Source organism: Allonocardiopsis opalescens (genome assembly GCF_003002095.1).
In the GTDB taxonomy this organism is placed as follows: domain Bacteria; phylum Actinomycetota; class Actinomycetes; order Streptosporangiales; family Streptosporangiaceae; genus Allonocardiopsis; species Allonocardiopsis opalescens.
On the sequence record NZ_PVZC01000010.1, the window covers coordinates 221991 to 235715 of the forward strand.

A 13725-nucleotide genomic window follows, 5' to 3' on the forward strand; every position below is an offset into this window, starting at 1 on the left:
TGTCGGCGCCATGTCAGCGGCACGGTGCAGAGTATGACGCGTCGTATTTGTGAGGAAGGTACGGATGACGTACGCGATCCAGGCCGAGGGCCTGGTCAAGAACTTCGGCACCACCCGGGCGCTGGACGGGGTGAGCCTGCGGGCGAGCGCCGGGCGGGTGCTCGGCGTGCTCGGCCCCAACGGCGCCGGCAAGACCACCGCCGTCCGGGTGCTGGCCACCCTGATCGCCCCGGACGCCGGGCATGCCACCGTCAACGGCTTCGACGTCGTCCGCGACGCCCACCAGGTCCGCAGGCGGATCGGGCTGACCGGCCAGTACGCCGCCGTCGACGAGGAGCTGAGCGGCGCGCAGAACCTGGTGCTGATCGGCCGGCTGCTCGGCCTGCCCGGCCCCCAGGCCAGGGCGCGCGCCGCCGAACTGCTGGCCGAGTTCGACCTGACCGACGCCGGGGACCGCCGGGTCAAGACCTACTCCGGCGGTATGCGCCGCCGCCTGGACCTCGGCGCGAGCCTGGTCGGGCGGCCCAGCGTGCTGTACCTGGACGAGCCGACCACCGGCCTGGACCCCCGCAGCCGGGGCCAGCTGTGGGAGATGGTGCGCAAGCTGGTCGCCGACGGCGTCACGGTGCTGCTCACCACCCAGTACCTGGAGGAGGCCGATCACCTGGCGCACGACATCGTGGTCATCGACCACGGCAAGGTCATCGCCACCGGCACCCCCGACCAGCTCAAGGACCGCGTCGGCGGGCAGATCCTGAACGTCCAGCCGGTGATGCTGGAGGAGCTGGACCGGCTCGCCGGTGTGGTGCGCGAGGTCACCGGGGTGGAGCCGAACCAGGGCGACACCTCGGTGAGCGCGCCGGTCGACGACCCGGCCGTGCTGCCCGCCGTGGTGCGCCGGCTCGACGCGGCCGGTATCGGCGTGGCCGAACTCGCGCTGCGCAAGGCCACCCTGGACGAGGTGTTCCTGGCGCTCACCGGCCACACCGCCGAACCCGGCGGAGAGCCGGACGCCCCCGCCCCGTCCACCCCGTCAGAGCAGCCGCAGCAGCACGTGAGGACCCCGTCGTGACCACCGTTTCCCAGGCGGTGACGCCTGAGCGCATCAGCCCGATCAACACGATCCAGCACGGACTGATCGCGACCTCCCGCAGCCTGCTGCGGCTGCGCTCGAACCCAGCGGAGATCATCGGGCTCACCTTCCAGCCGCTGATGTTCGTGGCGCTGTTCGTGTTCGTGTTCGGCCAGGCCCTGATGGGCTCCTGGCAGGACTACCGCGACTTCGTGCTGCCGGGGATCATCGTGCAGATGGTCGCGTTCGCCACCATCGGCACCGGGATGACCCTGTTCACCGACATCGACAAGGGCATCTTCGACCGCTTCAGGTCGCTGCCGATCGCCCGGTCGGCGCCGCTGATCGGCGCGGTGCTGGGCGACCTCGTCCGCTATGTGCTGTCGCTGGTGGTGATCCTGGTGGTCGGCTTCCTGATCGGCTTCCGCCCGCCGGGGGGCGTGGTCGGCACCCTCGCCGGGGCGGGCGTGGTGCTCATCTTCGCGCTGGCGCTGTGCTGGATCTGGGTCTACCTGGGCCTGATCGCCAAGACCGCGATGACCCTCCAGATGTACGCCATGACCCTGATGTTCCCGCTCACCTTCGGCGGGTCCACCTTCGTCAGCCCCGAGCAGATGCCCGACTGGATGGCCTGGTTCGCCTCGGTCAACCCGGTCACCTCGGTCACCGACACCGTCCGCGGCCTGATGCTGGGCGGCCCCGTCGCCGGCCCCTTCGCCATGACGCTCCTGTGGTCGGCCGCCATCGCGGTGGTGTTCTTCCCGCTGGCGGTGCGGGCGTACGTGCGGCGCACCTGAGCGCCGCCCGAGGGGCCGGGGGCGTCCCCCGGGCGGACGCGGCCCGCAGGGCGTGCGGGCGCAGCTGATGCCGGGGCGGGACCCGTCCCGCCCCGGCCGGGCGGTTCAGCCCTCGCAGTGGTCGGCGTCCACCGTCTCGCGGGCGATGGCGGCGGCGCCGCGCCGGCCGGCGGCCCGGATCCGCTCGACCTCCGCCGCGCCCAGCAGCTCGCCGGCCTCCCGCAGCAGCCGGCGGGTGTCGACATCGCGGTTGTCGGGCCGGCCGCGCAGCGCCTCGGAGGCGCCGATCAGTTCGGCGGCGCGCCCGGGGCGGCCCTCGGCCATGGCCAGCCCGGCGTGGCCGATGAGCAGCGCCGAGGTGGTCAGCGGTACGAACAGCGCCCGCACCCGGGCCGCCTCGCCGAGGCGGCGGCGCGCGCCGTCGACATCGCCCTCGGCCAGGTCGACCCAGACCAGTTCGAGCAGCAGGAGCAGCGCGCCGTGCCCGGCGACGCCCTTGGGGACCGGGCGGGTCAGGGCGGCGTCGATCCGGGCCCGGGCGAGGTCGGGGCGGCCGGTGACGCGGTGGTACAGGGACCAGGCGGCGGTGGTCAGGAACTTGTGGTCGTCGGCGCCGGAGATCATCTCGAAGCGCGCGGCGGAGTCCTCCAGCGTGGCGAGCGCCTCGGCGGGCCGGTCGTGGCGCAGCAGCTCGGCGGCGATGCGCACCTGCACCAGCGAGGTGTACGCCGACTGCGGCATCAGCCGCACCACCGTCCGCTCGGCGGCGCGCAGCAGCCGCAGCGCCTCCTCGCCGTCGTCCAGGCCGACCAGTTCGGACAGGCCGATCAGGGTCTGCACCTCCATCGCCTGGTCGCCCACCCGGGCGAAGCCGCGCAGCGCCGCCTCGAAGGCGGCTCGCGCGCCCTCCCAGTCGCCTCTGGCGGAGTTCAGCATGCCCAGCCCGCCGTACCCGCAGGCGCTCACCCAGGGGTCGCCGGCCGCCGCCTTCCGCCCCATCAGCTCCGCCGCCTCGTCGAGGCGGCCGTGCAGCATGGCGGCCATGGCCGGCAGCGAGACCAGCAGCGGGCGGTTCAGCTCGTCGACGCCGTGCCGGGCCATCAGCGCCACGGCGCGGTCGGTGCGCTCGATCAGCGCCCCCAGCGGGTCCTCGCCGCCGATGTCGAGCAGGCTCATGCACTCGATGTACTCGGCGACCGCGTCGGGCGGCGGTTCGGGCAGCCGGCGCATCAGCTCCGCGCCCCAGTGCGCCGACTCCTTGCGGTTGCCGGCCATCTGCCAGTACATAACGGCGCGCGCGGCCATGCGCAGCGCCGTCGAGAGGCGGCCGGTGTCGACGGCCCAGCGCAGCGCGGCCCGCAGGTTGTCGTGCTCCCCGGCCAGCCGGACGGTCCAGTGCCGCTGCTCGGGCCCGCGCAGCCCGGCGTCGCCCTCCGCCCACAGCTCCAGCTGGTACTCGGCGAGCGCGGCCCGCACGCGCTCGGTCTCGCCGGCGGCGTCCAGCTGCTCGGCGCCGTAGGCGCGCACCGTCTCCAGCAGCCGGTAGCGGCTGAGCGCGCGGCCGGATCCGTCGGAGGTCTCCACGACGGTGACCAGCGACTTGTCCACCAGTGCGGCGACGGTGTCGAGCACGTCGGCGGCCGGCAGCTCGTCGGCGGCGCAGACCCGTTCGACGCCGTCGATCGCGGCGCCGGCGGGGAAGGCCGACAGCCGCCGCAGCAGGGCGCGCTCGGGCTTGTCCAGCAGCTCCCAGCTCCAGTCGACCACCCCGCGCAGGGTCTGGTGGCGGGGCAGGGCGGTGCGGCTGCCGCCGGTGAGCAGCGCGAAGCGGTCGTGCAGCCGGTCGGCGATCTGGTCGGGGGTGAGGATGGCGACCCGGGCGGCGGCCAGCTCGATGGCCAGGGGCTGGCCGTCCAGCTCGCGGCAGATGCGCACCACCGAGGCGACGTTGCCGTCGTCGACGGCGAATCCGGGGCGCGCCGAGGCGGCCCGGTCGGCGAAGAGCCGCACCGAGGCGTAGCCGGCCGCCGCCGCTGCGTCGGCGCCGTCGGGCGGCAGTTCCATGGCGGGCACCGCGTAGCGGATCTCGCCGGGGACGCCCAGCCCCTCCCTGCTGGTGGCGAGCACCCGCAGGCCGGGGCAGGCGGCGAGCAGCCGCTCGGCGAGCCGCGCGGCGGCGTCGATGAGGTGCTCGCAGTTGTCCAGCACCAGCAGCAGCCGCCGCTGGGCGAGTTCGCCGATCAGCGGCACCAGCGGGTCGGCCTCGGGCTTGCCGATGTCGAAGGGGTGGGGGCTGCCGTGCCGCCCGAACACCGCCGCCACGGCCTGCGGCAGGGAGTCGCCGTCGCCCAGCGGCGCCAGCTCCACGAACCACACGCCGTCGGGCACGGTCTCGGGGCGCTCGGCGGCCAGCCGGGTCGCCGCCTCCACCGACAGGCGGGTCTTGCCGGCGCCGCCGGGCCCGGTGAGGGTGACCAGCCGCGCCTCGGGCAGCAGCTCGGCCAGCCGGACCAGCTCGCGCTCGCGGCCGACGAAGGTGGTCAGCGGCGCGCCGAGCCTGCCGCGGGGTGCGCGGAGCGGGGCCGGCTCGGGTGCGGGCGGCGGCTGCGGATGGCCGCGCAGCACGGCGAGGTGCGCCTCGGCGAGTTCGGGGCCGGGCTCGACGCCCAGTTCGTCCACGAGCGCGGCCCGGGTGCGCCGGTACCGCTCCAGCGCGTCGGCCTGCCGCCCGGCGGCGTGCAGCGCGTGCACGAGCCGCGCCTGGAGCCGTTCGCGCAGCGGATGGGCGTCGGCCAGCGGTTCGAGTTCGACGGCCGCCTCCTGGGCGCGCCCCAGCGCCACCCGCGCCCGCGCCCGGTCCTCGGCGACCTGGAGCCGCAGTTCGCCCAGCCGCGCGACGGGGGTGTGCGCGAAGGGCAGCGCCGCGGTGTCGGCCAGCGCCGGGCCGCGCCACAGCCCCTGCGCCCGCGCGAGGGTGGCGTCGGCGGCCGCGGCCTCGCCCGCGGCGAGTTCGTCGCGCCCGCGGGCGGCCAGCCGGGCGAAGACGTGGGTGTCGACGTCGTCGGGCCCGGCGCGCAGCCGGTAGCCGCCGGGCCGCGACTCCACCGCGTCGGGGTCGGCCAGCAGCCGCCGCAGCCGCGAGGCCAGCGCCTGCAGGGCGCCCGCCGCCCGGTCGGGCGGCGCGTCGCCCCAGATGGCGTCGACCAGCCGCTCGGCGGAGACCGTGCGGCCCGGCTCCAGCGCCAGCAGCGTCAGCAGTGCGGCCAGCCGGGCACCGCCGACGGCCACCGGTCGCCCGGTGGAGTCGTGCGCCTGCGCTGGACCCAGGAGGAGGAACCGCACCTGCCCCGTCTTTCGTGCGCTTTCCCAGAGGTCGGCGGCCCCGCCGGCCGCGGACATCCCAACTCTAGGTTCCCCGCGGCGCGCACCGCCGCCCATTTCGCCCCGCGCGGACAGGCCCACGGCACCGCGGCCGCGCACACGCGCGAGCTGCTCGGCACGCCGACACCGCCATGCTGTCAACGCGGTACGACGCACACAGGTGCCCGACGCGGTGGGGACATTCGACCGGTCGCGGCATGGCCGCACCCCGCCGCACGGACGTGCGCACCGCGCGGACACGACCGGGGCGGTGGATACGGGCACGCTCGGTGCCGTCGACGAAGAACCGCGCGGCCGCGGGCGGCGCGGTGGTGCCGTGCGGCCGCGGGCGGCCCGGGGGCGGGTGCGGATCGGTAGAGTGTCGGCGTTCCCGGAAGCCCGCGACGCCGGCCGCCGTGCGCGCCGCGCGGGTCCCGCGGCCCACCGATCCTCCTGCGGAGTCCGCCGATGACGACAGCCATGCCCGACCTCCCGACGCCCGCGCGCCGCCCGGGGCCGCGCGCCCCGGGGGGGCCGGGCGCGCGCACCGCGGCCCGGTGGGCGGCGGCGCTGCTGGCCGCGGCCAGCCTGGCCGCGTCGAGCGGCTGCAATGTGCTGCGGCCCGCCGCCGAGGGCGCGGGCGAGGTCGCCGACGACATCACCGTCACCAGTCCGGCCTTCCGCGACGGCGAGGCGCTGCCGCTGGTGTACACCTGCGCGGGCGAGGGGGTGGCGCCGCCGCTGCGCTGGTCGGGGCTCCCCCAGGACGTCCGCTCGCTGGCGCTGGTGGTCGACACGGTCGACGCCGGGGCGTCCGGCGGAGCCGCGGTGCACTGGCTGCTGTACGGCATCCCGGCGGAGCTGCCGGACCTCGCCGAGGGCGAGGTGCCCGAGGGGGCGGGGCAGGCGGTGAACTCCTCCGGGCAGCCGGGCTACCACCCCCCGTGCCCGCCCGAGGGGGCTTCGGCGAACGGCCAGTACGAGTACCGGTTCACCGTCTACGCGCTGGACCGGGAGATCACCCTGCCGGCCGACGTGGGGCTCGGCGAGGCGATCGAGGCGATCGGCGCGGCCACCCTGGCGCGCGGCCGGCTGCACGCGTACGTGGCGGGCGAACCGGGCTGACCGCCGTTTCGTCACCGACGGTGCCGGCGGGCCACGCATTGTCGCACGAGTGACAGGTGGAAAACCGTTAGATAGTCGAGATGCGTGTTCCGGGACCGCCGCATAGTGCGTAAGGTAGGCACGTGTCCCCCGTGAACCGTTACGCAACTGTGAGCCGAGCGCGCTTCCGCGCTCCGGCGGCAGCGGCTCCGGTTCGCCGCCTCCCCTTGGTCCCGGGAGCCGTTTGCGCCGATTCCGGCGGAAAGCATGGCGCAAAGCCTACTGATCAGTCACAATTTGTCGGCAGAGCGGGGCACGCCTCCACTTCCCCAGGTTTCCCCCGGTCTTTCCGGGATCTGCCTGCTGCAGGATTTCCTCCGCCGCCGGACATGGGGCGGAGCCGCGTCGATGGCCACGCGGTTCCGGCCGGCGGTGCTTCCTCCAAGTCCGGCCATGACGTGTTGGGTGGTGCTGTGACGTGACCATGGTCGTGGTCCTCGGTCTGGTCGTTGTCGTTCTGCTCGTCCTCGTCGTCGTTGCGCTTGGGGTCCGGGCGCTGGGCCGAGGCGGTGCGGAGCCCGAGGACGCCTATGACGACTACGACGACGGCTACGAGGCGGAGGAGGAGCCGGCGCCGCGGTCGCGCCGGGGCCGCGCCGCCCGCCAGCAGCCCGACGAGCCCGCCGACGACTACGACGAAGAGCTCGCCGAGCCCGCCCCCGCCCGCCCGGCCGGCCGCGGGTCCGGCCGCCCCGCCAAGGTCAAGCGGCCCAAGGCGGGCCGGTCCAGGGGCCGCGACCGCGGCGACGACTGGGAGGCCCCCAGCAGCGGCGACGACGACGCCAGCTACTGGTCCTCCCTCCATGACGACCAGTCCTTCGGCTCCTTCGGCGAGCGCTCCGCCACCCGCTCCCCCGAGCCCGCCCCGGCCGAGCCGAGCGAGCCGCCCCGCCCCGCCCCGGCGCGCGAGCCCGCCGCCGCGGCCAATGTGACCGGCGCGCTGTTCCGCGACGACCCCGCCCCTGCCGACAAGCGCCACCCGGGCACCCTGGAGACCGTCAAGCTGTCCAAGGACGACCCCCGGCTGCCGGGCCGCGCCCCCGCCAGCGCCGACACCGGGCTGTCCATGCTCGCCAGCCTCGGCGGCAGCGCCGCCCCCGGCGAGCCGGTACGGCCGGCGCCCGCGGCCGCCGCGCCGCAGGCCCCGGTGCCGCCGGCGCCCGCTGCGGCGCCCTCGCCCCGGCCCACCGCCAAGCCCGATCCGCTGTCCGACCCGCTGCCCGTGGTCGAGGCGGTGGTCCGCGAGCGCGCCAACACCGGCGGCTGGAACCGCTCGGCGAGCGTCCCGCCCGCCCCGCCGTCCCCGGCTCCGCGGCCCGCCGCCACCGACACCGGCGGCTCCTACTACTCCGGCGACGTCCTCAGCGGCGGCGGTGACGCCCTGGACGGCTCCACCGGCGGCTACCGCCGCTCGTCCCGCGCCGCCGGCGGCACCGACTACGGAGAGGACTCCTTCCGGCCCCGCACCGGCGACCCGCTCGGCGGCGTGCCGCGCCGCGACCCCCTGGGCCCCGACCCGCTGAGCGCCCCGGGCTACGGCCGGGCCGCGTCCCCCGCTCCGGCCGCCCAGCCGCCCGCGCCCGCGTGGCGCCCGGCCGCCGCGCACGGCGGCCAGACTCCCGCCCCCTACGGCGCGAACGGCCGTCCGGTCTCCGACTCCGGCGGCTGGGAGCGCACCTCGGGCGGCTACGACGCGCTGAGCGCCCCCGCGCCCGAGGGCTTCCGCGAGCCGGCCGCCGATACCACCACCGACATGCTCGGCGGCCGCGGCCGCGGCAACCCCTACGGCAGCTACGCGGAGTCCACCCCGGCCGAGCCGCCCGCGCCCGCCCCGTACCACGACACCGGCGCGCACCAGCGCCCCGAGCCCTACAGCCGCTACGACGCTCCCGGCGGCTGGTCGGGCCACGACCACGGCAACGGGCAGCACACCACGCAGCGTTACGAACCACCGCACACTTCCTACCCGGACCGCTTCTACCGCTGAGCCGGACGAACACTCCGCCCGCACCCGGTCCGACCAGGCACATTTAAGCGTTCGTGCGCAATGGAGGGTCGCTTCGTAAGCGAACCTTGGCTACTCTCTGTGACTAATTGCTGACGCCTACTCTGGCGGCTGAGTCACGGGAGTACCTGGATGCGGTCTGCGGTAACCGAACGTCTGCGCACTCCGCTGCGCGAGCTGCGCCACGACCTGCCCGCCTCGTTCGTCGTCCTGCTGGTCGCCATACCGCTGTCGCTGGGCATCGCGGTGGCGTCGGGCGCGCCGCTGGCCGCCGGCCTGATCGCCGCGGCCGTCGGCGGCATCGTCGCCGGCTCCCTGGGCGGCTCCGCCGTCCAGGTGAGCGGACCCGCGGCCGGACTGACCGTCGTGGTGGCCGAGCTGATCCTCCAGTACGGCTGGCCGGCCATGTGCTTCATCACCACGCTGGCCGGCCTGGTGCAGATGGCGCTCGGCGGGCTGCGCACCGCCCGGGCCGCCCTGGCCATCTCGCCGTCCGTCGTACACGGCATGCTGGGCGGCGTCGGGATCGTGCTGGCGCTCTCCCAGGTGCACGTCATGATGGGCGGCGCGCCGAGCAGCACCGCGCTGGCCAATCTGCAGGAGATCCCGTTCCGGCTGCTCGACGCCGACCGGGCCGCCCTGGCCGTCGGCGCGGTCACGCTGGCCGTGCTGCTGGTGTGGACGCGGCTGCCGCGGATCGGCCGCGTCGACCTGACCCAGCTGCCCGGGCCGCTGGTCGCGATCGCCGTCGCGACGGCCGCCACCGAGGTGCTGGGCTGGCAGGTGGTGCGGGTCGACCTGCCCGCCTCCTTCGCCGACGCCTGGCACGGCCCGGCCCTGCCCGAGGGCGACCTGTACGGGATCGGACTGGCCGTGCTCACCGTCGCGCTGGTCAGCAGCGTGCAGTCGCTGCTGTGCGCGATCGCGGTGGACCGCATGCACACGGGGCCGCGCGCCCGGCTGGACCGGGAGCTGGTGGGGCAGGGTGCCGCCAACCTCGTGTCGGGCGGCCTGGGCGGCCTGCCGGTCGCCGGTGTGGGGGTGCGCGGTGTGGCCAATGTGCGCGCGGGCGGGCGCTCCCGGATGTCGACCATCGCGCACGGTGTGTGGGTGGCGCTGTTCTCGCTGGCGCTGGTGCCGGTCATCGAGGCGATCCCGCTGCCGGCGCTGGCCGCGCTGCTGGTGTACCTGGGGATCAGCATGGTCGACCTCGACCAGCTGCGGGAGCTGCGGGCGCACCGCGAGAGCAGCGTCTACGTGCTGACCCTGCTGGGCGTCACCCTGATCGGGGTGATCGAGGGGGTGGCGATGGGGCTGGTGCTGGCCGCGCTGATCGCGCTGCGCCGGCTGGCGCGGCTGCGGGTACGGGCGGCGCCGCACGGCGGCGAGCAGTGGCTGGTGCTGGTGGAGGGCTCGCTGACCTTCCTGGCGGTGCCCAAGCTGATTCACGAGCTGCGCCGGGTGCCCGCCGGCGCCGATGTCAGCATCCATTTGCAGGTGGACTTCATGGACCACGCCGGCTTCGAGGGGCTGCGCTCATGGCGGCGCGGCCACGAGCTGGGCGGCGGGACGGTGACCGTGGACGAGGGCTACGAGCGCTGGTACGACGGCGCCGCCACCGGCACGCCGCCGCCGCACCGGACCCTGCCGGTGCAGCGGACGGTCAGGAGTCCTGTTCCGGAGGAAGCGGGTCGGAGCGGTCAGGCTGCTCGACCGGGCGGGTCCAGGTCCGAGCCAGCAGCAGGATCACGACGATCGCTACCAGCGGAAGGCCGAACATCAGGACCCAGGTGAGCGCACTCATGGATTTCCACCGTTCTTGGGCATTCGTGGCGGCCGCTCCGGCATGGACAGGATAGTCACTAACGATCTCGGACGGGCGATTCCTGCCGCATTTCCGGTCCGCACGCCCGTTCCCGGACATGCGGGCCCGCCTGGACGGGCGGCGTGGGCGAGTCGGCCTGTAAGCCGGATCCTGTGGCCCGCGAGGGCCGGCGGCCATCCATCTAGGGCTGCCGTTGCCGGCAGCCTCGTGCGGTCTACCCGCAGGCTCGGGCGGGCCGCCCTCAAGCGCCTGCGCAGGAGGCCGAGACCTCCCTCTTGACCTTGCTCCAGGTGGGGTTTGCCGAGCCGGCCGGGTCGCCCCGGCCGCTGGTGGTCTCTTACACCACCGTTTCACCCTTACCACCGGGGTGTCCGGTGGCGGTCTGCTTTCTGTGGCACTTTCCCGCGGGTCGCCCCGGGTCGGTGTTACCGACCACCCTGCCCTGTGGAGTCCGGACTTTCCTCGGCGGGGCCGCTGCTCCGCGCACGGCGGAGGCGGCACCCGACGCGGCCGCCCGGCCGACTCGCCCGCGCCCAGTCTACGCCGAGCGGCCGGGCGCGGCGGCCGCGGCGGCGCCGGGCTAGCCGAGGTGCGCGGTGTCGTTGACCGAGCGCACCACGGCGGGGCCGTCGGCGAAGTGGTGGATCTCCGACAGGCTCCCCGGGTCGAGGTGCAGGCGGTGCACCGCCTCGGGCGGGGCGAGCAGGGCCCGCTGCAGCAGCACCCTGATCGGGGTGAGCGGGCAGACCACCACCAGGGTGACGCCCGGGTGGGCGGCGAGCAGCCGGTTGCGGGCGGACAGGGTGCGCCGCGCCACCGAGGCCAGGGACTCGCCGCCGGGCGGGGCGGCCGAGGGGTCGCTCAGCCAGGCGGCCAGCTGCTCGGGCCGGTCCCGGCGCACTTCGGCGAAGCTCCGGCCCTCCCATTCGCCGAAGTCGGCCTCGCGCAGGCCCTCGGCGGGGATGGGCTCCACGCCCAGGGCCGAGGCCAGCTCCTGCGCGGTGCGCCGGGCCGAACGCTGCGGGGCGGCGGCGACGGCCGCCACCCCGCCGCGCTTGGCCAGCCGCCGGCCGGCGGCGCGGGCCTGCTCCACCCCGGCGTCGGTGAGCTCGGTGTCGGCGCCGCCGAAGCGGTGCTCGGCCGAGGCGGCGGTCAGGCCGGCGCGCACCAGCACGAGCGCGGTGGGGCCGGGCCCCGCGGCGGGGTCGGCCCAGCCGGGGTCGGCCGGTTCGGGGCGGCCGCCGTCAGCGGCGTCCGCGCCCGCGGGCGGGCGTGCCGGGGCGGCGGCTGGGCCGCCGCGGCCTTTTCCCTGGGCCGCTCCGCCGGCCGGGGCCGCGCCCTGCCCGGTGCGGGCGGCGGCGTCCATGGCGCCGTTGGCGAGGCGGTCGGCGTGGGCGTTGCGGGCCCGGGGCACCCAGGTGTAGCGCACCGAGCCGAATCCGCGGGCCAGTTCGGCTGCGCGCGCCGCCAGCGGCTGCATGTCGGGGTGCTTGACCTTCCACCGCCCCGACATCTGCTCGACGACGAGCTTGGAGTCCATCCGGACCTCGACGTGGGCGCCGGGGGCGATGGCGGCGGCGGCCTCCAGCCCCGCGATGAGGCCCCGGTACTCCGCGACGTTGTTGGTGGCGCGCCCGATGGACTCGGCGACCTCCGACAGCACCCCGCCGTCGGGCTCGCGCACCAGCGCGCCGTAGCCGGCCGGCCCGGGGTTGCCCCGCGATCCGCCGTCGGCCTCGATGATCACATGCCGTGTCACGCCGTCTCCTCCAAGGTCACCGGGACGCGGCGGCGTCCCGCGGTTCGGTGCGGCCGGGCGGCCGTACCGGCACCGTCACACGCCGGAGTCGGGGGTGCGCACCAGGATGCGGCGGCACTCCTCGCAGCGGATCACCTCGTCGGGGGCGGACGCGCGGATGGTGTTCAGTTCGACTGTACTGAGTGCCAGCTTGCAGCCGTCGCAGCGGCCGCGGTGCAGTTTGGCGGCGCCGACCCCGCCGAACTGCTCGCGCAGCTTCGCGTAGAGGGCGCCCAGGTCGGCGGGGATCTCGGCCGCGATGCGCTCGCGGTCTGGCCGGATCCGGCCCTCTTCCGCCTCGATGTCGGCCAGCGCCGCGGTGCGGCGCTCCTCGACGGCGGCGCGCTCGCGGATGACGGCGTCGCGCTCCTCCAGCGCCTTGTCGCGCCGGCGCTGCGCGTCGTCGAGCCGCTCCATGATCTCCAGGACGACCTCTTCCAGGTCGTTCTGGCGGCGCCGCAGCGAGGCGATCTCGGACTGGAGGTTCTGCAGCTCGCGCGGGGAGGAGACCTGCCCGCCGTCCAGCCGCGCCTGGTCGCGCTCGGCGCGCTGGCGCACCTGGTCGACGTCGCCCTCGGCCTTGGCCTGCTCGCGGGAGAGGTCGGACACCGAGGTCTCGGCGGCGACCACGGCATCGCGCAGTTCGGCGGCCCTGGCGTCCAGGGCGGCGGCCTCGGCGTTCTCCGGCAGGGTCCGGCGGCGGTGCGCGAGCCGGTCGAGGCCGGCGTCGATCGACTGGAGGTCGAGCAGGCGGAGCTGGGCGGCGGGATCGGCTTTCACAGGGTTCTTTCGCTCCTTAGCTGAGTGGGTTCGCAGCGAGGCCGCCGGTCCACGCGTCGGTGACGGCGGTGGACACCGAGGTCTCCACCGTAGCGCCCCGCTCGGCCAGGGCGCGGGTGAGCGCGGCGGCGCCCTCGGCGAGCCAGGGCCACTCCGTCGCCCAGTGCGCCGCGTCGATGAGGGCGGGGCCGCCGCGCTCCACGAACTCGGTGGCGGGGTGGTGGCGCAGGTCGGCGGTGAGGTACACGTCGGCGCCGAGATCGGCGACGGTGCCGAGCAGGGAGTCGCCGGCCCCGCCGGAGACGGCGACGACGCGCACGGGCCGGTCGGGCTCGCCCGCGACGCGGATGCCGCCGGCGGTGGCCGGCAGCGCCGCGGCGACCTGCCGGGCGAAGGCGCCGAGCGTGGTGGGGCGGTCCAGTTCGCCGATCCGGCCGAGGCCGCGGCGGGGGTCGTCGGCGGCGGGGGCGATCGGGCGCAGCCCGCCGGTCAGCCCGACCGTGCGGGCGAGCGCGTCGGAGACGCCGGGGACCGCGACGTCGGCGTTGGTGTGGGCGGTGTAGAGCGCGATGCCGCTCCTGATCAGCTCGTGCACCCGCCGCCCCTTGGGGGTGGTGGCGGGCACGCCGTGCACACCGCGCAGCAGGAGGGGGTGGTGGGTGATGATGAGGTCCGCGCCGCCCGCGGCGGCCTCGGCCACGACCTCCTCGGCGGGGTCGACGGCGAAGAGCACCCGGCGCACCGGCCGGCCGGGGTCGCCGGTGACCAGGCCGACGGCGTCCCAGCTCTCGGCCCAGGCGGGGTCGTAGATCTCCTCGAACGCGGCCAGCACCTGCGCCAGCGTCACCGTTTCGGCCATGCAGGGCAGGTTAGCGCCTCACCGGGCCGCGCGGTCGCCTTCCGCGCTCCGTGCCGTGCCGCGCC

Annotated in this window: 9 protein-coding genes and 1 other RNA gene; 5 read left to right on the top strand and 5 right to left on the bottom strand. The window is 75.9% G+C overall.

Going from position 1 to position 13725, the window contains the following annotated elements; all coding sequences use genetic code 11:
* The first annotated feature begins 64 nt into the window (after window positions 1-64).
* Together CLV72_RS28700 and CLV72_RS28705 are read left to right on the top strand one after the other, a co-directional pair.
* Window positions 65-1072 carry an ATP-binding cassette domain-containing protein gene (locus tag CLV72_RS28700; protein ID WP_106252717.1) on the top strand — a complete coding sequence of 336 codons (1008 nt, stop codon included), beginning with the start codon at window positions 65-67 and terminating at the stop codon, window positions 1070-1072.
* Window positions 1069-1869 carry an ABC transporter permease gene (locus CLV72_RS28705; RefSeq protein ID WP_245930503.1) on the top strand — a complete coding sequence of 267 codons (801 nt, stop codon included), beginning with the start codon at window positions 1069-1071 and terminating at the stop codon, window positions 1867-1869. The genes CLV72_RS28700 and CLV72_RS28705 overlap by 4 nt, the downstream gene beginning before the upstream one ends.
* 105 nt (window positions 1870-1974) lie before the next feature.
* On the opposite strand, the gene CLV72_RS28710 is transcribed toward CLV72_RS28705, so the two are convergent.
* On the bottom strand, window positions 1975-5211 hold the full coding sequence (locus CLV72_RS28710) for an AfsR/SARP family transcriptional regulator (protein ID WP_170141159.1): 3237 nt from the start codon (window positions 5209-5211) through the stop codon (window positions 1975-1977).
* 486 nt (window positions 5212-5697) lie between these two features.
* On the opposite strand from CLV72_RS28710, the gene CLV72_RS28715 reads away from it, so the two are divergent.
* From CLV72_RS28715 to CLV72_RS28725, 3 genes are all read left to right on the top strand, one after another.
* Window positions 5698-6354, top strand: coding sequence for a YbhB/YbcL family Raf kinase inhibitor-like protein (locus CLV72_RS28715; RefSeq protein WP_245930504.1), 657 nt, complete (start codon window positions 5698-5700; stop codon window positions 6352-6354).
* Between the two features lie 457 nt (window positions 6355-6811).
* On the top strand, window positions 6812-8380 hold the full coding sequence (locus CLV72_RS28720) for a hypothetical protein (RefSeq protein ID WP_106252723.1): 1569 nt from the start codon (window positions 6812-6814) through the stop codon (window positions 8378-8380).
* A gap of 150 nt (window positions 8381-8530) precedes the next feature.
* Complete coding sequence (locus tag CLV72_RS28725) at window positions 8531-10192, top strand: SulP family inorganic anion transporter (protein WP_106252725.1); 1662 nt, start codon at window positions 8531-8533, stop codon at window positions 10190-10192.
* Between the two features lie 154 nt (window positions 10193-10346).
* On the opposite strand, the gene rnpB is transcribed toward CLV72_RS28725, so the two are convergent.
* The 4 genes from rnpB to CLV72_RS28745 all read right to left on the bottom strand — a co-directional run bounded on the left by rnpB (window position 10347) and on the right by CLV72_RS28745 (window position 13660).
* An RNA gene (gene rnpB, locus CLV72_RS28730) (RNase P RNA component class A) lies at window positions 10347-10749 on the bottom strand.
* Between the two features lie 54 nt (window positions 10750-10803).
* Window positions 10804-11982, bottom strand: a complete 1179-nt coding sequence (locus CLV72_RS28735) for a bifunctional RNase H/acid phosphatase (RefSeq protein ID WP_106252728.1) — start codon at window positions 11980-11982, stop codon at window positions 10804-10806.
* A gap of 75 nt (window positions 11983-12057) precedes the next feature.
* Window positions 12058-12801, bottom strand: coding sequence for a zinc ribbon domain-containing protein (locus CLV72_RS28740; RefSeq protein ID WP_106252730.1), 744 nt, complete (start codon window positions 12799-12801; stop codon window positions 12058-12060).
* A gap of 16 nt (window positions 12802-12817) precedes the next feature.
* A complete protein-coding gene (locus CLV72_RS28745) occupies window positions 12818-13660 on the bottom strand; it encodes a Nif3-like dinuclear metal center hexameric protein (RefSeq protein WP_106252733.1) in 843 nt (280 codons plus the stop codon).
* Between the last annotated feature and the right edge of the window lie 65 nt (window positions 13661-13725).

Coding starts and splice junctions, on each gene's coding strand:
- CLV72_RS28745 (WP_106252733.1), bottom strand. CDS start 13,660: ATGGCCGAAACGGTGACGCTGGCGCAGGTGCTGGCCGCGTTCGAGGAG.
- CLV72_RS28715 (WP_245930504.1), top strand. CDS start 5,698: ATGACGACAGCCATGCCCGACCTCCCGACGCCCGCGCGCCGCCCGGGG.
- CLV72_RS28700 (WP_106252717.1), top strand. CDS start 65: ATGACGTACGCGATCCAGGCCGAGGGCCTGGTCAAGAACTTCGGCACC.
- CLV72_RS28725 (WP_106252725.1), top strand. CDS start 8,531: ATGCGGTCTGCGGTAACCGAACGTCTGCGCACTCCGCTGCGCGAGCTG.